Origin of the sequence: Sporosarcina sp. P17b, assembly GCF_002743115.1 — a bacterium.
In the GTDB taxonomy this organism is placed as follows: domain Bacteria; phylum Bacillota; class Bacilli; order Bacillales_A; family Planococcaceae; genus Sporosarcina; species Sporosarcina ureae_C.
In genome coordinates this window covers 1-17,382 of the sequence record NZ_PDYP01000012.1, presented here as the reverse complement: position 1 = coordinate 17,382, position 17,382 = coordinate 1, and the positions used below count along the sequence as shown (strand labels likewise).

Annotated in this window: 17 protein-coding genes and 1 pseudogene; 1 reads left to right on the top strand and 17 read right to left on the bottom strand. The window is 34.8% G+C overall.

Annotated elements, in window-relative coordinates:
- Positions 1–119 precede the first annotated feature (119 nt).
- Both speB and CSV76_RS12795 read right to left on the bottom strand, forming a co-directional pair.
- The gene (gene speB / locus CSV76_RS12800) at positions 120–1,064 is read right to left on the bottom strand and encodes an agmatinase (RefSeq protein WP_099625825.1); all 945 of its coding nucleotides are present in this window, start codon (positions 1,062–1,064) and stop codon (positions 120–122) included.
- A gap of 21 nt (positions 1,065–1,085) precedes the next feature.
- Positions 1,086–2,321: a sodium/glutamate symporter gene (locus CSV76_RS12795; protein ID WP_099625824.1), complete on the bottom strand. Its 1,236-nt coding sequence runs from the start codon at positions 2,319–2,321 to the stop codon at positions 1,086–1,088.
- Between the two features lie 199 nt (positions 2,322–2,520).
- Here CSV76_RS12795 and CSV76_RS12790 point away from each other — a divergent pair, with 199 nt between their 5' ends.
- Positions 2,521–3,417, top strand: a complete 897-nt coding sequence (locus CSV76_RS12790; RefSeq protein WP_099625823.1) for a LysR family transcriptional regulator — start codon at positions 2,521–2,523, stop codon at positions 3,415–3,417.
- A 403-nt stretch (positions 3,418–3,820) separates the two neighbouring features.
- Here the strand turns inward: CSV76_RS12790 and CSV76_RS12785 are convergent, their stop codons facing one another.
- From CSV76_RS12785 to CSV76_RS12720, 15 genes and pseudogenes are all read right to left on the bottom strand, one after another.
- A complete protein-coding gene (locus CSV76_RS12785) occupies positions 3,821–4,159 on the bottom strand; it encodes a hypothetical protein (RefSeq protein ID WP_099625822.1) in 339 nt (112 codons plus the stop codon).
- Positions 4,160–4,508: 349 nt separating this feature from the next.
- Positions 4,509–4,799 (bottom strand): hypothetical protein, encoded by a 291-nt coding sequence (locus CSV76_RS12780; protein WP_099625821.1) that lies wholly within the window; start codon positions 4,797–4,799, stop codon positions 4,509–4,511.
- 192 nt (positions 4,800–4,991) lie between these two features.
- Entirely contained in the window at positions 4,992–5,849 is an 858-nt protein-coding gene (locus tag CSV76_RS12775; protein ID WP_099625820.1) for a 3-hydroxyacyl-CoA dehydrogenase, read from the bottom strand.
- 23 nt (positions 5,850–5,872) lie between these two features.
- Complete coding sequence (locus CSV76_RS12770) at positions 5,873–7,057, bottom strand: thiolase family protein (RefSeq protein ID WP_099625819.1); 1,185 nt, start codon at positions 7,055–7,057, stop codon at positions 5,873–5,875.
- Positions 7,058–7,071: 14 nt separating this feature from the next.
- Positions 7,072–7,851, bottom strand: a complete 780-nt coding sequence (locus CSV76_RS12765; protein ID WP_099625818.1) for an enoyl-CoA hydratase/isomerase family protein — start codon at positions 7,849–7,851, stop codon at positions 7,072–7,074.
- Between the two features lie 39 nt (positions 7,852–7,890).
- Positions 7,891–8,643 carry an SDR family NAD(P)-dependent oxidoreductase gene (locus tag CSV76_RS12760; RefSeq protein WP_099625817.1) on the bottom strand — a complete coding sequence of 251 codons (753 nt, stop codon included), beginning with the start codon at positions 8,641–8,643 and terminating at the stop codon, positions 7,891–7,893.
- A 35-nt stretch (positions 8,644–8,678) separates the two neighbouring features.
- Complete coding sequence (locus tag CSV76_RS12755; protein ID WP_099625816.1) at positions 8,679–9,041, bottom strand: MaoC family dehydratase; 363 nt, start codon at positions 9,039–9,041, stop codon at positions 8,679–8,681.
- A gap of 12 nt (positions 9,042–9,053) precedes the next feature.
- Entirely contained in the window at positions 9,054–9,443 is a 390-nt protein-coding gene (locus CSV76_RS12750) for a hotdog family protein (RefSeq protein ID WP_099625815.1), read from the bottom strand.
- 26 nt (positions 9,444–9,469) lie between these two features.
- Complete coding sequence (locus CSV76_RS12745) at positions 9,470–10,252, bottom strand: enoyl-CoA hydratase/isomerase family protein (protein ID WP_158232806.1); 783 nt, start codon at positions 10,250–10,252, stop codon at positions 9,470–9,472.
- The gene (locus CSV76_RS12740; RefSeq protein ID WP_099625813.1) at positions 10,245–12,395 is read right to left on the bottom strand and encodes an acetate--CoA ligase family protein; all 2,151 of its coding nucleotides are present in this window, start codon (positions 12,393–12,395) and stop codon (positions 10,245–10,247) included. Before CSV76_RS12740 ends, CSV76_RS12745 begins: the two co-directional genes overlap by 8 nt.
- A gap of 2 nt (positions 12,396–12,397) precedes the next feature.
- On the bottom strand, positions 12,398–13,732 hold the full coding sequence (locus CSV76_RS12735) for a TRAP transporter permease (RefSeq protein ID WP_233204480.1): 1,335 nt from the start codon (positions 13,730–13,732) through the stop codon (positions 12,398–12,400).
- Entirely contained in the window at positions 13,702–14,328 is a 627-nt protein-coding gene (locus CSV76_RS17730) for a hypothetical protein (protein WP_233204479.1), read from the bottom strand. Before CSV76_RS17730 ends, CSV76_RS12735 begins: the two co-directional genes overlap by 31 nt.
- A gap of 120 nt (positions 14,329–14,448) precedes the next feature.
- Entirely contained in the window at positions 14,449–15,444 is a 996-nt protein-coding gene (locus tag CSV76_RS12730; RefSeq protein WP_099625811.1) for a TAXI family TRAP transporter solute-binding subunit, read from the bottom strand.
- A gap of 27 nt (positions 15,445–15,471) precedes the next feature.
- Positions 15,472–16,272 carry an IclR family transcriptional regulator gene (locus CSV76_RS12725; protein ID WP_099625810.1) on the bottom strand — a complete coding sequence of 267 codons (801 nt, stop codon included), beginning with the start codon at positions 16,270–16,272 and terminating at the stop codon, positions 15,472–15,474.
- A gap of 483 nt (positions 16,273–16,755) precedes the next feature.
- Positions 16,756–17,037: pseudogene (locus tag CSV76_RS12720) on the bottom strand (hypothetical protein); the annotation flags it as partial.
- Positions 17,038–17,382: the final 345 nt, after the last annotated feature.

Here is a 17,382-nt window from a genome sequence, read left to right as displayed (position 1 = left end):
TACGCACACAACTTTAGTTCAATTCAGAGTGATTTCTCACTTTCCTAACAACCTGACACCCACTCAAAAAGCCATGCAGCGAATAAAATATATTCGCTGCATGGCTATGGTAGTTTCTATTAGTTAGACTGTTTTTCTTTGTTTTTAAGTATATGGCCCATGAAATTCAGCATCGTCATAGCTGCTACCCGAGTCGTGGCACCAGTAGGATCATATTGGGGAGCAACTTCAACTAGGTCGAAACAAACTACATTTCCTTTTTCAGCGATTCCAATTAAAATGTCATTTAGGAAATCGAATGTGAATCCTCCAGGTGAAGGAGATCCTGTACCCGTAGCCAATGAAATATCAAAGCAATCAATATCTATTGTCACATAGTATTTATCGGCTTTTGGAATTTTATTAAGTATACCTTCTACACCCAACTTAGCGGAATCGCGTGCTGAGATTAGCTCGCTCCCGTAAGCTTTTGCTGCGTCAAAATCTTCTTTTCGACTACTCCCTAATCCACGTAAACCGATTTGTACCATATCTTTAATATGATCCATTTCAGACATTCTACGCATAGGGCTACCGTTTCCTAAAGTTTGTCCGCCTGGTGCATCTGACCAGTCTAAATGGGCATCTAATTGAATGACTGTGATATCACCTTCATCTTTTAATGCACGTGCAACAGGAATGGAAATCGAATGGTCTCCACCCATAATCGCAGGAATGGCACCTTTTTCTCGGATTTTTGCTACAGCATATTCAATTGCAGTAAATGCTTGCTCTATATCTCCATGGATGACATCCGCATCTCCTGCATCCACGATTTTTACATCTCCACCTAAAAATACTTCATCACGTTCCGGATCATAAAATCCTGCACTACCACGCGCGTAATGCGTGGACACTTCCCGAATTCTTCTAGGCCCAAATCGACAGCCGCTTAAAAAGCCAACGCCCGTATCATACGGAACGCCTAGAACTGCGATATCTGCATCAATTTCTTCCCAGTCCGTGCAAATTGGATACTTAGCAAAAGAACAAATTCCTGTGATTGGCATATTAATTTTTTCCATTGTTATTCCTCCATTACTAGTTTAATTTCCTAAAAGGTTTGCAAGAAATACAAACATAGGTACTCCGACAATATCTGTTAAAACTGTTCCCGCAATCGGGATAATGATAAACGCTTTCCTGGAAAAGACGCCATATTTCGTACATATCGCATTCATTACAACCAATCCATTTGGCGTGGCTCCTAATCCATGTCCAATAAATCCTGCTGACATAACAGCTGCGTCATAGTTCTTTCCAAGTAATCTGTATAGGATGAATGCTGCAACTGCTACTGTGACTAGTGTTTGCAACACAAGTATTACCGCCAAAGGAAGAGCCAGATCGTACAGTTCCCATAATTTCAGTTTCATCATGGCCATTACTAAAAACATATTCAATGAAACATTTGAAATCATATCCATTGTTGTGTCAGTCATAGGCACCCATGATGTTCGCTCATTAATTGAGCGGAATATAATTCCTAGGAATAGACTAAATATATGACCTGGGATGGAGAAGCCAGTCACATTGGTAATCCACTGTGCTGTTGGCAAACCAATGGCCAATATGACAAAGATTAAAGAGCCTTCTATAAGTGTATTTTGCCAAGTAATCGCTGTCTTCTTCTCTTCAATTTCAGTTGTAAGCGCATTCAAATCAGCTGAATCAGTTTGGATTTTTAAGTTCTTTCTAGAGATCAACCAATTGCCAACAGGTCCTCCAATTAACGAGCCTGCTATTAGTCCATATGTCGAAGCAGCCATTCCAATTGTAAGTGCATTTGATTCACCAAATGACTCTATTAATGGAGCAAGTGAGCCAGCCATGCCATGACCGCCCTGCATAGATGCCTGTCCTGCCATTAATGCAGAGAGTGGATTAATGCCTGTCAGCCATGCTGCACCGATACTAATACCGTTTTGCAAAATCGCTAGGAACCAACACACCAACATGTAAATCAAAAGCAATTTGCCGCCTTTTTTCAAAATCGACACGCCGGTAGACAAGCCAATTGTTACAAAGAAAACATACATGAATAAATCATAGAGTGTATTGTCGTATTGAAACTCAAAAAGCCCTAATTCATAAGCTCCCCACATTAATAGTGAAAATCCAAAACCTCCAATTACAGGTCCCGGAATGGAATACTTCCAAAGAAATTCATATCTTTTTACAATCCATGTCCCCAAGATTAGTAACACTGCCCCGATAGCAGTAAAAGTAATCATATCGACATCCAGGATTAGCATTCCATTCTCACTTCTACTCGATGACATAGCAGTTCCTCCTTTCTATTTGTCGCTAAACATCGCTTTTGCTCAGGAGCTAAAGCTAATTCCATAAAAAATGAAATTAAATGAATTAGAACTTTCTAAACACTCCATCTAGTTGAAATTGTATAATAGTAATTATATAATGTCTAATATCGAAATATTATAAATTGATAACTAATAGTTATAAAGAGGAGGTTTTAAAATGGACATTCGCTCTTTAAAGCATTTTCATACTATTGCAGAATGCGGACAATTTACAAAAGCTGCAGCACAATTACATATTTCACAGCCAGCGTTGAGCAATACCATCAAATCATTGGAAAACGAACTGGGATGTATATTGTTTGAAAGAAGTACAAAAAATTTGAAGTTGACCGAACCAGGGGAAATTTTGTATAAACATGCGGAGAATGTATTGGGGTTATTTGATAAGATCTACAAAGAGATGGAGGATGCAAGAAATGTAGGTAAAGGCAAAATTAATCTAGGAATGATTGAATCATACCGGTATTTCATTTCTCATATGATTGGAATTTTCAAAAGCAAATATCCTGCTGTATCGATGAAAGTGCGGGAATTAGGACCGAGTGATATTGTAAAAAGTTTAGAGAGCTATGATATTCATCTAGGAATCACTTCTATAGCTAATGATCACAATGACTTCAAATATATACCTATCTTCCAAGAAAATTACGTATTACTAACACCTCCGGATCATCGATTTAAAAATCTGAACAGTATTGAAATTATCGATTTGAAAGACGAAACATTTATTCACAGTCTGGAAGGTTTTAAAATTAGAGAAACTTTTATTAAAGCATGCGAGTATGTAGGCTTTTCACCATCAGTAGAATTCGAAACAGAAAGTTTAGAAACGGCATGTAGCCTTGTGGAGAATGGACTAGGAATATCAGTTGTTCCAGAAAGTTTTCTCGCCCTCAATCCATCGAAACGAAGAAACGTAGTCTTCATAAAAGATTTCCCTTCCAAAAGAACGGTTTATTTAGTCTATCAGCCTGAACGGTATCTCCCCCCTCCTATTCAAGACTTTATTGACATTACTCTTCAATTTTCTAATGAGATTATTGTTCGTAAGTGATGGATGATGGTACCGGGGTTGCACATAGCTTTAGTTCAATTCAGAATTGTTTCCGATCTGTATTGGAACCTTGCAGCTATACTAATTCGCATGTGTACTTCACACTTTATTCAAAATGTGAGGATAATGATCTTTGACTTTTTGAAATATGAAAATGCACCTTCTTGATACACTGATTGTATCAAGGAGGTGCTGTGTTTTATATGCGTTATTTGATTGGAGCCTTACAGCCTTTTTCTAATTGTACACTTTCGGCGCTTATTGCGAAGTATTACTTAAGATCTGACACTAAATGTTGTGGACCGCAAATAGCTGTGTTTTTCTCTTTAGTTTCCTTTTTCAGCTACCCAAATTGTGTGGGAGTTATGCGGGGACCTCGTAGCTTGTTTTAATGTCTTAATATTTAATCACAACTCTTTACTATAGGATAGATAAACTCCCTTGAGCAGTTCATAAAATCCTCCCAACAACTTTCATGTATTCCTATTCGATATGGTAAATAGTCAGGGCTACTGTCGGTAAAATAACTAGATACAAAATTATAGCTATGACAAGAACCAAGCCTTGTATTTCTATCATTATTTATTACAACATAATGACCTTCATACTCGTTACGCCCCCATCCCTCTCCATGAAAATCGAGAGGCGGTTGAATTACAGTAATGTGATACTTTCCTTTTTCACCTTTCATAACAAAGTGGTTGAAATTTCCTTTTTGAGTATGTTGAATCAAACTAATCATGACTTCCCTCCAATGAATTTGTAAGTTCTTACAATTGTATGGTTGTTCAAGATTAATTAGACGTGCGGGAACGAGCATTCCAAAATAGAGTGGAAAATAATTTTGTCGGACCTGATATCTTATTTTATTAGGTCTTATTTTATTACGCAGGGACGTGGTACCTTATTTCAATTTACCTCCAAACATTTTCTAGTTTTAAAATTTCCCAGAATAAGATAATAATGATGAAAGGTTTCTTGAAATCTATAGTTTTTGTTTATTAATTATCAGTATTAATAGAAGGTAGCTGTGCGAGAAACTTTCATGATTGTTTAAACATTCACGTTTGTTTCTCACACAGGTACCATTTTTATTCATTATCGCACCTGCGCCATATCACGTCACCCGTCTCTACAAGTGTCACCGACTCGGGAATATTTTCTGACCCGCCGATCTCCAATAGACCGCCGTCCCCATTACATACTCTCACCAGCGCCGCATGAAACTCTCGGTATTCCGACTCCTCCATCTCCAGCCCATTATCCGTATCATAAAACGTATCCAGTTCATATAAACCGGCAAGCCCATCCGTCCAGGTGATCTGCAGCAAAGTCCCTGTTTTATAGTGAAGAAGCTCCTTCACCGGTGAAGATAAATCCATTCTACTCACCTCCTGCTATGTCTTTATCTTAAGCAGTTTCGCAGTCTGTCACAAAAATAAAAGTACCTGTGCGAGAAACTTTCATGAATGTTCAAACATTCACGTTTGTTTCTCACACAGGTACCTTACACTCTAATTCTGCAGAAATACTCTCTTTCAAATAAATATAATATAAGATATTTCTACAAGTTGTTATTTAGCAATGTAGTCATATACCCCTTTTTGTGTTTTCACTCCTAATCTTCCTGCTTTTACATATTTGATAAGAAGTGGACTTGGTCTATATGCTTCTCCTAATGTTTTATGCAAATATTCAAGGTTTTTCAATCTTACATCCAAACCTACTATATCTCCAAGTTTAAATGGACCCATTGGGTAATTTAATCCTAATTCAATCGCTTTATCAATTTCTTCTGGAGTACCTACACCCTCCATTAACATATTAAAGGCTTCATTTCCTACTAATGCACTGATTCTGCTCGTCACAAATCCAGGATGTTCATTAACTAAAACAATTTCTTTCCCAATTCTTCTAGTAACTTCTTTAACAGTTGATGCAGTCTCTTCCGAAGTTTCAAGGCCTTTAATAACTTCTACTAGTTTCATTTTGGGAACCGGATTGAAGAAATGCATTGCAATAACTTTATCGGGTTTCTTCGTAAAAGAACCAATTTCTGTGGGACTCATAGCTGATGTATTAGTTGCAAGTATTACTTCATCTCGTGTAAATTCATCTAATTTCTTAAATGTTTCTTCTTTAATACTAATCACTTCTGGAACCGCTTCAATTACAAAATCAGCTTTTCCTGCTGATTTCTTCAGATCTAAAGAGTATTGAATTCTACTTTTACTTAGTTCTGCATCTTCGTACGACATTTTCCCTCTTTCAATTCCTGATTTGAAAAATGATTGTATATCAGTTTCCGCAATGCCTAACGCATCTTCATTAATATCATTTAAAATAACATTGTATCCTCCTACGGCTGATACATATGCAATTCCTCTTCCCATAGTTCCTGATCCTACCACAAGGATTGTTTCAATAGACATAAAAGTTTCCCCCTATAATTTAGTTAGATTCTTTCTACCAATAAAGCTATGCCTTGACCACCGCCGACGCATAAAGTAGCTATTCCGTATCGTCCTTGTCGTCTTATAAGCTCGTGAATAAGTGTAGTAGTTATCCTTGCTCCTGTAGCTCCAAGAGGATGCCCTAATGCGATAGCTCCTCCATTTACATTTACTTTATTAATGTCAATTCCAGTCTCTTTAATAACAGCTAATGCTTGAGCTGCAAAGGCTTCATTTAATTCAAATAGATCAATTTCTTCTTTCTTTAAACCTGTTTTTTCAAGTAATAGTTTAATGGCTGGCACTGGACCAATTCCCATAAATCTCGGATCAACACCTGATGTGGCCCAATCTACTATTCTGACAATAGGTTTTAGTCCTAATTCATTAGCTTTTTGTTCTTTCATGATTACTATCGCAGTAGCTCCATCATTTCTGCCACAAGTATTACCAGCTGTGACAGTTCCAGCTTCTTTAAAAGCAGGTTTCAGTTTTTCTAAAGAAGAAATTTTTGTATCTAATCTTGGATGTTCATCTTGCTTAAACAGGAACCTATCTTTTTTTCTCTTTATTTCAATGGGAACAATTTCTTTTTCGAATTTTCCTTCTTCAATTGCATTTTTGGTTTTTTCTTGACTTAGTACAGCAAATTGATCTTGCTCTTCTCGAGTGATTTTATACTTTTCTGCAACATTCTCTGCAGTGATACCCATACCAAGATCATTTCCATAAGTTTCAGTCGGTTGCTGACCGTTTAACAAATTAGAATCAATTAATTTAGGAACTCCTTCTCCAAATCTAGCATCGTATAAATAGAAAGGAGCTCTACTTAGGTTTTCTGTTCCACCAGCTACTATAATTTCAGCTTGGTTAAAAGCAATTTGCTGTACAGCAGAAGTAATTGCCTGCATACCAGATGCACATAAACGATTAACAGTAAAAGCTGGCTTTTCAATAGGTATACCTGAACGTAATGCTGCTACTCTCGCGACATTTGATGATTCAGAAGTCTGTCTGACCTCGCCCATAATTACCTCATCAACTTGTTCTGGTTTAATTCCTGCCCTTTTAATTGCTTCTGTAATTGCAAAACTTGCTAATTTCCCTGAATTAATATCTTTTAATGATCCTCCGAATCTTCCAATAGGCGTTCTAACAGCACTGACAATAACGTAGTTATCTTTCAATTTCTTTACCCCCTTTATTTCCCTTTGAATTCAGGACTTCTCTTCTCTAAAAATGCATCTGTTCCCTCATTTTTATCTTCAGTAGCGAAAAGAACTGCTTGTGATAACTTTTCAATCATTAATCCTGTATTGATATCTGTTTCGTTTCCATATAGAATAGCTAATTTTGCTAATCTAACCGCGAGTGGTCCTTTATTGAGAATTGATTCTGCCACTTTTTCTGTTGTATTGCGCAACTCTTCACTTGGAACTACATCGGTTAGAATTCCTATAGTTTTGGCTTCTTCAGCTTTCATTACCTTCCCAGTAAGGATTAACTCGACTGCTTTACCTTTTCCAATTAACCTTGATAATCTTTGTGTGCCGCCTGCTCCTGGTATAATCCCTAGATTGAGTTCTGGCAGTCCTAATTTTGCGTTTTCTGAAGCTATGCGTATGTCACATGCTAATGCAAGTTCAAAACCACCACCTAATGCAAAACCATTAATCATTGCAATAGTTGGTTTTTCATAACTTTCTATATAGCTATAAAATTCCTTCATTCCACCTGTTTGAAGAATCTCAAGCATAGACTTCTCTCTAATCTGTTTGATATCTGCTCCGGCTGCAAATGATTTATCACCTGCTCCAGTAATAACAATTGCTCCTATACTATCGTCATTTTTAGCTTCTTCCATGAACATTTTCATTTCATCTAGAGTTTCCTTATCTAAAGCATTTCTTACATCAGCTCGATTAATAATTAAATATGCTAATTTCCCTGTTTTTTCTACTGCAATAAATTTGTAACTCATAGTTTACTTCCTCCTAGCAGTTTTTTAAAAGTCTTAGACTTAATTCGTTATGTTTCCAGCAACATAAATAGTCTGCCCCGTTATATAGTCTGATTCCTTTGATGCTAAAAACTTAATTAGATTAGCAACGTCTTCAGGTTTTCCTACTCTTTTAATAGCATTACTTTTAATTACTTCTTCTTTAATTTCTTCATACGAAACTCCAGTTTTTTTCGCAATATCTTTTGTCATTTGTGTTTCAATGAATCCTGGTGCTACAGCATTTACATTTATACCAAATGGTCCAAGTTCAATAGCCATAGTTTTTGTCATTCCTTGAATCCCTGCCTTGGCAGCAGCATAATTCGTCTGTCCTCTTTTCCCCAACGCTGATCTAGAAGATAACATTATTATTTTTCCATGCCCTTGCTTCACCATATATTTTTGTGCTTCTCTTGAGCATAGGAAACTTCCCTTAAGATGAGTGTCAATAACCATATCCCAATCATCATCACTCATTCTAAATAGCAAATTATCGCGTGTTACCCCTGCATTATTAATAAGTACATCTACTTTCTCAAAATGTTCTACTATATCCTTAAAACACTCTATGACTTCTTCATTTTTAGTAATATCACATTGATAATATTTTAATAATTTATTATTTATCAGAACAGAGGCTTGTATCTTTTCAATTTGCTGATCAAGAACAGCTACTGCTGCTCCCTCTTTTAGAAAAGCGCTAACAGTCGCCGCGCCTATACCTTGAGCTCCGCCTGTTACTACCACAACTTGTCCTTCAAATTTATTCATTTGATACATCCCACCTTCTACTTACACTTTAAATCTTAAAGTGTAAATGTTCCTATAATCATTGGTTTATCATTAGTTAGAACCGATAACTCCCAATCATTTACCTGCTTTTGAATAAACTTAATATGAAATTCCTGATTAACAACTATAGGTTTCAAATAGTTCACTTCAATAGTTTTTATATTGCTTCCTTTAAACTGGAAGTGAGCTTCTTTTTCTATAATTGCAAGCATGTAAAGGCCATGTACTAATGTTTTTTTGAAAAATGTTTTTTGAGCATATTCGGGATCTGTATGAATAGAACCCATTCCACCACTATTTTTTGCAAAACTATTGATTTCTTCTTGAGAAACAGTATATTTACTACTGATTAAATCTGTACTTTCTAAATTACTCATTACTACACTCCTCTAATTACCATTGGCAAAACCCCATAAGTATGTTGTGGTTTCTTTACAATATAATTTTCCATCTTTATGAAACTCAGTTTCAAAAACTAGATAATCTCTTTCTTTTTTACGAAATTTATCTTTTATAGTTATCGTCACTTCAAAATTATCTCCAATTTGAGGTTCTAGTAAATTCTCCATTTTTTGTTTTAAATGAATAGTACCAGGTACAGGATTCCCCATTGTTGAATTCCAAAAATTATATATTGCAAAAATTGATGATGGAATTTTTTTATTATCTTCTTTTAATCCAATTGATCTTAAATAGCTCTTTACAAATCCTTCTTCTAACTCAAAAAATGTTTTATACTCATGATTAATTGGTGTTTTTTGATATTCGAAGGCTAGCATAATAAGTCTCCAATCTATTTATATAATTATCTGCCTAAATAATTTGGTTCACGCTTTTCTTGGAAGGCTGTCTTACCTTCTTCATAATCATGTGTAGTATAAGAAGCAGCTACAACAGTATTTTGTACTTTTACTGATTCTTCAAGTGAAGTTCCAATACTTTCATTTATAGCTCTTTTGATTAAACCAATAGCAGCTGTAGGAGCTATTGATAACTTTTCTGCCAATACATTAACCGCTTTAGAAAGTTCTTCAGGTTTATGTATTTCGTTTACTATTCCTAATTTTTCAGCTTCTAATGCTGAAAAATATTCTCCCATGAATAGGTATTGACACGCTTTTTGATATCCTATTAGTTTAGGCAATAATACTGTTCCAGATACTAGACCGCGTTGCGCAAATACTAATCCAAATTTTGTATCCTCAGCAGCTAGAACCAAATCACAAGCTAAAGCTAAATCACAACCTGCTCCTAACGCGTATCCATGTACTTCAGCTATTATAGGTTTATCTAAATTTCTCAAAGTTAATATTAACCTTCCATATCCTAATTCCGATCTTCTTAATATATGTTCAGGAACTGATTGTTTCTCTGTGGCCATTCCTTTTAGGTCATCACCTGCACAGAAAGCTTTTCCGCTTCCCTTCAATACAACGACTCGGATTGAGTCATTGTATTTACTCTCCTTTATTACATTTTCTAATTCCTCAATAACATCATAATTTAGAGAATTCAGTGCTTTAGGTCTATTTAAAGTGATATTTCTTACTCCGTTCAAATCTTCAACAATAATGTTTTCGTTATTCATTTTTCTCACCACTTTTCGATATCTTAATAAGAGCATCTGCTATTGTTACACCTTTACCTTTATCTTTAACAATAATAGGATTAATATCTATCTCTTCTAGATTATTTTCATTCTCGAGTACAAAGTCAGAAAAATTTGTTATCACTTCGCATAACTTATTAACATCTTTTGGTTTTTCTCCTCTTACTCCTGTTAGTAACGGGGACAACATTAGCGAGTTAACAGCATGTTTTGCTTGCTCATATGAAACTGGTGGGATTAGTAATTGAAAGTCCTTTAATACTTCTATATAAATACCACCGGATGCAACCATAATTATTGGTCCGAATACAGGATCTTTTTTCAAACCTAAACTAATTTCGAATCCTTCTTCCGACATTTCTTCCACTATTACTTCTAATCCCTTATTTGTTTTTGGAATTAGATCGTTTGATAACATTTCAGAATAAGTGTTTAGTAGTTGCTCTTTATCTTTTATATTGAGTTTAACCCCACCGATTTCTGATTTATGCTGAATTTTATTAGAATTGACTTTTAAAACTACTGGATAATTAATATCATTCCCGATGTTATCAATATCTTTTTCGTTCGATCCTTTATACATTGGACCGATTGGGAAATCTGACTTTAATACACGCTTACTGTCATATTCTGATAGAAACCCTTCATTAGTCTCCATATTTAATAATAATGAATTCCCTTTTGAATAATCGGGTTTATCTAAGTAGTCACTATTCTCAAAGTTATTTGTACAGTACTCTGCATACTTGGCAACTGCCTTGACACATAGTGTCGGGTCTTCAAAAGCTGGTACGTCATTACAGTTAAATTCTTCAATTCTACCCTCTTGACTACCTACCCAAGCCACGCTAATCAATTTTTCTCCATCTTTTTGAGATTGAATTATACTACTAATCATTTTATCAATATCATAACCTTTACCAATTATACCTAGACCGAATAGAATAATATCTACATTGGGATCAGCCATCAAAATCGGAAGTGCATTAGATAACAATTCTTTATCATTTAATAATTGTGCTGTTACATCGATTGGATTTTCAAATGATGCAAATACGGGTAAAATCTCCGAAAGTCGATTTACTGTATTGCTCTCAAACTCTACGATGTTTAATCCATACTCTTTACATTTATCAACCATCATTACACCTAACCCACCAGAGTTACTAAGAATAGCTACATTTTTTCCTTTTACTCTTTTAGAAAGACGAAATACTTTTGAAAAAGAACTAAGCTCATTAACATCGTCTACTCTAACTAATCCATTATGTTTTAAAATTTTATCTACTACTATATCTTCCGCAGCAAGAGCACCCGTGTGTGAGCTAGCTGCTTTTTTAGCTTCTTCACTTTTACCAGGTTTCAATACTAATACTGGCTTATCTAATCTTCTAGATTTTTCAGCTAGTTCCACTAACTCTTTGACGTTTTTTATTGATTCCATATAAACTTGTACTACCTTAATATCATCATCATCTAATATATAGTTTGCTATACTCGGAATATTGACATCAACTTCATTACCAGTAGAAGCCCAATACTTAATTCCAGCTCCATCGTTTTTTTGCATATTATAAACCATAGCAGCAACCGCACCACTTTGACTCAAGATTGCTGAAGAGCCGTTTACTAATTCTCCTTCTACAAAAGCTGTTGAAAAAGTAGTAATGCTCCTATTTTTCAAATTAGCTATACCTTGACAGTTTGGACCTATAATAAACAACCCAGTTTCTTTGGCGATATTTGTAATTTCTTCCTGTAATGATTGTCCTTCCTCTCCCATTTCAGCAAAACCGGAGCTAAAGATCATACAAGATTTAACTTTTTTTCTTACACATATATTTATATTTTCAATTACATATTTAGCTGCGATTGCAATTATTACTAGATCAATTCCATCTGGTAACTCTTCAAGTGATTTGTAAGATTTAACACCTTGAATAGAATCATATTTTGGATTTACCGGATAAATATTTTCTTCTTTAAATCCGTATCTTTTTAAATATTCAATTGGTCTACCACTAATTTTGCTTGGATCATTAGAAGCTCCTAGAACAGCAATACTTTGTGGATCTAAGAAACTTGAGTAATCATTTTTTTTCTTAACTAAATTTTTTATCATTTTTATCCCCCTATACTTTGTGTAGACGACTCGATAATCTTATCGCCTGATTTTAATTTTTGCTTAGGTAATTTTTCTTTTGTCTTCCATATATACAATGAGAAAATCAGCGTAATTGAAATACCTATTATATCTGTTGTTATACCTGGATAAAGTAAAGTTAAGGATGTAAGTCCGAAAATTGTACTTTCCCAAATTTTTAAGTGGCGAATGAAATATTTTTGTATAGCTATAGCTAGTAAATAAATCCCTAATATAGCTGTTATTACACTAGTGACTATTCCTATTGTTGTTCCTTCTAAAACTAACTCAGGTCCTAAGACAAACATAAATGGAAGGAGAAAACCTGGCAAACCTAGCTTTAATGAGCTAAGACTTGTTGCCAATGGTTTTTCTTCTGCAATTCCTGCTGCTACGATCGAAGCAAGCGCTACAGGAGGTGTTATAGCAGAGATAATACCAAAGTAAAAGATAAATAAGTGTGCTGCTAGTGGATATACTCCTAGATTAACAAGTGCAGGAGCGACCATAACACTTAAAACTAGATATGCAGCCACTGTTGGCAGTCCCATACCCAAAATCAAGGAAACAACCATAGTTAATAGAAGTAAAAGTATTAGATTATCGCCAGCAAGAGTTATTAAAATAGATGATATTGAAAAACCTAAACCAGTTTGGTTTATAACTCCTATTACAATACCAACACATGCACACGCGATTGTAGTTTCAAGTGAACCTACTGCACCTTTTTTCATACTCATAAAGAATTGAGATACACTCATTCGATTATTTTTATTAATAAATGTTGAAAGTAATGTAATTACAATAGCTCCAAATGCAGCCTTCATAGGTGACCATTGTAAATATAGTAATAGGAAGACTAGTGCCAATGGAGAAAGCATTAGATGCCATCCTTTTTTTAATGTTTCTTTGAAGCTCGGGATATCCTTTGCATCTATACCTTTAATATCATGTTTTACGGCTTCAATATCAACCATTATAAAAACAGCTACATAATACAAAATTCCGGGTATTAATGCTCCTAGTGCAACCTGCCAAAAAGGAATTGATAATACCTCTGCAATTAAAAATGCAGCTGATCCCATTACAGGAGGCATGAATTGACCCCCTGTAGAAGATACCGCTTCAACAGATGCAGCAAAGCGTTTTGAATATCCTGTCTTCTTCATCAACGGAATTGTAAATGAACCAGTACCTGCTGTATTTGCTACTGCACTACCTGAAATAGATCCAAATAAGCCACTCGCTATTACAGAAATTTTCGCGGGGCCTCCACGAATTCTACCTACAAGTGAGGTAGATAAGTCAATAAACACCTTCCCCCCCCTGATTCTTGAAGGATAGCAGCATAATAAATAAACAAGAACACAAATGTTGCTGCAACTCCTAGCGCTATACCAAATATACCTTCGAGCCCCATTACTTCGTGACGAAATAACTCTGAAAAAGTATATCCTTGGTGTTGGAATAACGGTGGTAGGTAGTTCCCGAAATATGAATACGCGATGAAAATGAGACTAATAATTGGAAGTGACCACCCAATAACTCTCCTAGCGCCTTCGAGTACTAATAAAATGATTAGAAAACTAACAATCTCTTGTAAAAAAGATAAGGAACCAGTCTGTGACCATATTTCAATGTGATTAATAGTAATATATCCTACTGCAAAAACAGAAAGTGTTACCATAATAATTTTTTCAAACGTGATTTTTTCTTTTTTAGAACCTTTCTTTGTTGAGAATGGATTCATCAGAAATATCATTGTCAATGCGAAAAGTAAATGAATAGCTCTTTGTTGCAATGCTGGCAGTACACCAAATGCTGCCGTGTATAATTGGAAAGTGACCCATACAACACTAATTATAAGGATTACCATGGGTAGAATTTTTTTCTGCTCATTAGTTACTTCCATGTATTCACCCTCTCTCTAAGAATGCGAGTAACCTCTTCTAGATTTTTCAAGAAAATAGACTTTCTAAAACTATTCATCCCAGAAAGTCTAGCGTCTTGTAAACGAATCATTTCAATACATTTATTCTAAAATCCCTTTTTCTTTGAAATACTTAAGCGCACCAGGATGTAAATCTTTTTGATCGATAATGTTTTTTTCAATATATTCTTTTGTTTTCTCTGGTTTAATATCTTTTGCTGCTGGATGGAGAACTGATATATCTTCATAATTATCAAATACAGCTTTTGTTATTTCATAAACATTATCCTCAGATAAACCTGAATTTACGTAAAGTACTGTGAACATCGTATAATAATTACTATCTTTATCCATTCCTTTATAGGTTTCTTTTGGCGTTATACCGTTTGCCCACAATGGATATTCTTTATCCCATTCTTCTCGTATATCTTCATCTATTTCGAGAAACTTCAATCCTTTTCTTGAAGTAGATAAATCCTCTAATAAACCTGCTTTCGGATAAGAAGTGAAATTTCCAACGTCAATACTTCCCTCTTTTAACGCTTCAGCTTGTTCTGAATAAGAAAGAAATACCCATTCAACTTCATCATGGGGAACTCCTGCAAGTTCTAAATAAGGAGATACTACGTCTTGTGTAGATTTCGAAGAAACACCTACTTTTTTTCCTTTAAGGTCTTTTATATTTTTAATTGGAGAATCAGCTGTAGTTACAATTGCCATTACGTTGTCGTACATTGCAAATGCTGGTTTAATACTTTCGTATGGCTGATCAAACTCTCCAACGCCTTCCTTGGCACGTTGCATCATATCTGCCATTCCTATACCTACGATAGCCTGCTTTGTATCTAACATTCTTGGTACCTCACTAATAGATGGAGGTACAGTTGAGTTTAGTTTAATATTCTCAGATTTTTGATTTATAATGTTTGCCATACCACCGCCTAATAAATCATAAAGTCCGCCTGAACTACCTGTTGAAAATGCACCAGTTAACTTTTCACCTGAAGACTCATCGGACGATTGACCACATGCAGCTAGGACTAGTAATGTTAGAATAGAAACTGTTAGAAGTAAGAAATAACTTTTGATTTTTTTCATATTAATCCTCCTATAATTCTGACCTATTCATATTAATGATGTTAGTTCATCTATTAATTCTTTGACTTGAATTGCAACGTTTTTTAAGTCTTCTTTATTTCTTCCATTTTTCAACATGATTACTGTTATAGCAAATTCTATATCTCCTAGCTTGTTAAATATAGGAAATGATATACCGGAAATCCCTTCATAGTGCTCTCCTATGCTAACTGAAAAACCTTGCTCTCTAATCACTGGCATTTCATTTAAAAACTCTTCTCTATCAAACTTAGTTGTATTTGTATATTTTATTAAACCTATACGATCTAAAATTTCTTCCCTTTCTTTTGGTGATAAATAAGCCATTAATAATTTTGCTGTTGCTCCTGCATTCAAATCAAATCTCTGCCCAACTTTTATTGAAATACTATAAGGTGAATCAGGAATTTTTGTTTCTACATACAACCATTGATCACCGACCCTTTGACAAAGTCCACATGTAGACTTTGTTAATTTCTCTATCTTTCCCATATATTCTCGGGTTACTTCCATATAGTCAATAAATTCCGAGGCTCTATTTCCTAATACCATTAAATAAGAACCTAGAGAGAACTTTTTTGTCTCATCTTTGTATCTTAAAACCTTTTCACTTACAAGAGTTTGTAAAATTCTATAACAAGTAGAACTATTCACTGAAACCCCCTTACTTATCTCTGTTAATGTTGACTCTTTATTTTTATATTTACTTAAAAATGTGATTATTTCTATTGCTTTACTAACAGCTGGAGCAGAATATACTTTTTTCTCAACCTCATTATTCTTCATTAATACTTGTGAATTTTTGTCCACAAAACTCCCCCCTATTTCTATTCATTTTTAAATGAAGCGCTTTCATTTGGTTACTAAAAAATGTATTACCTAATATAATTACTGCTTTTTTTATATATGAAAGTTCTTTTTATATATAATAAGAACTTTCATATACAACAATACATAGTTGTCTGACTAATGTCAACATTAAAAAAATAAAAATAAAAATATTTTAACAACTTCAGTTTTATGACACTTTTATCTTGTTTAGGCTTTTATCTTGTTTTTAAAATAATTAGTATTTATAATTTACAAAATTGAACCCAAATAGTAAATGTCACTATAAAAAGTGGCTACTATTTGGGGTTCAGCTTTGATCATAATATGAGCATATTATTTTCATGATTGTTTAAACATTGACGTTTGCTTCTCACACAGGTATCTAACTTCTCAGTCCTTTATAACTATTTAAGCATTTAAGTTTATTTCTGACATAGGCACCTCATACATACATTCCCCCACTCACCTCAACTCATCTCCCAAAGGAACAATCACCTCATTCAACACATGAATCCAATCACGCTTCATTTCAGGTCCGTACATAAACGGCTTCGCGCCTGGATTTTCAGCTTTATACTTATCAAATTCCTTACTATCAAGGATCCCTCGGATATTCGGTATGGTGTCTGATCCTACGGTGTACTGAATTGCCGATAAATGAAGTTGATCTTCTTTCACAAACCACGTATTCGACTGCGTTTCAATCGCTTCATCATATGCCGACGTGAAATAACGTCGCTTTAATAAAGGTACCAGGTCCTCACACAACTTCAGTCCAATTCAGAGTTGTTTCTCATTTGTCTGGGGACCTGGTACCTACTTTAAACATTACTCTTCAATTTTCTAATAAGATTATTGTTCGTAAGTGATGGATGATGGTACCGGGGTTGCACATAGCTCTAGTTCAATTCAGAATTATTTCCGACTTGTGTTGGAACCTTGCAGCTACATAAAAAGGTAAGCGTCAAATAGTGAACACATATTAATAGAAGAAGATTCGTGAGATACTCCTCCCATAGAACACATTTTGGGAGGTATTTATTTGAAAAGAAAAGAGAAAGAAGCATACTGGTCTGCGAAGATCGATGA

Bases quoted from the DNA above. Each gene is read 5' to 3' on its own strand.
- speB (WP_099625825.1), bottom strand. From the start codon at position 1,064: ATGGAAAAAATTAATATGCCAATCACAGGAATTTGTTCTTTTGCTAAG.
- CSV76_RS12795 (WP_099625824.1), bottom strand. From the start codon at position 2,321: ATGTCATCGAGTAGAAGTGAGAATGGAATGCTAATCCTGGATGTCGAT.
- CSV76_RS12790 (WP_099625823.1), top strand. From the start codon at position 2,521: ATGGACATTCGCTCTTTAAAGCATTTTCATACTATTGCAGAATGCGGA.
- CSV76_RS12785 (WP_099625822.1), bottom strand. From the start codon at position 4,159: ATGATTAGTTTGATTCAACATACTCAAAAAGGAAATTTCAACCACTTT.
- CSV76_RS12780 (WP_099625821.1), bottom strand. From the start codon at position 4,799: ATGGATTTATCTTCACCGGTGAAGGAGCTTCTTCACTATAAAACAGGG.
- CSV76_RS12775 (WP_099625820.1), bottom strand. From the start codon at position 5,849: ATGTCTATTGAAACAATCCTTGTGGTAGGATCAGGAACTATGGGAAGA.
- CSV76_RS12765 (WP_099625818.1), bottom strand. From the start codon at position 7,851: ATGAGTTACAAATTTATTGCAGTAGAAAAAACAGGGAAATTAGCATAT.
- CSV76_RS12760 (WP_099625817.1), bottom strand. From the start codon at position 8,643: ATGAATAAATTTGAAGGACAAGTTGTGGTAGTAACAGGCGGAGCTCAA.
- CSV76_RS12755 (WP_099625816.1), bottom strand. From the start codon at position 9,041: ATGAGTAATTTAGAAAGTACAGATTTAATCAGTAGTAAATATACTGTT.
- CSV76_RS12750 (WP_099625815.1), bottom strand. From the start codon at position 9,443: ATGCTAGCCTTCGAATATCAAAAAACACCAATTAATCATGAGTATAAA.
- CSV76_RS12745 (WP_158232806.1), bottom strand. From the start codon at position 10,252: ATGAATAACGAAAACATTATTGTTGAAGATTTGAACGGAGTAAGAAAT.
- CSV76_RS12740 (WP_099625813.1), bottom strand. From the start codon at position 12,395: ATGATAAAAAATTTAGTTAAGAAAAAAAATGATTACTCAAGTTTCTTA.
- CSV76_RS17730 (WP_233204479.1), bottom strand. From the start codon at position 14,328: ATGGAAGTAACTAATGAGCAGAAAAAAATTCTACCCATGGTAATCCTT.
- CSV76_RS12730 (WP_099625811.1), bottom strand. From the start codon at position 15,444: ATGAAAAAAATCAAAAGTTATTTCTTACTTCTAACAGTTTCTATTCTA.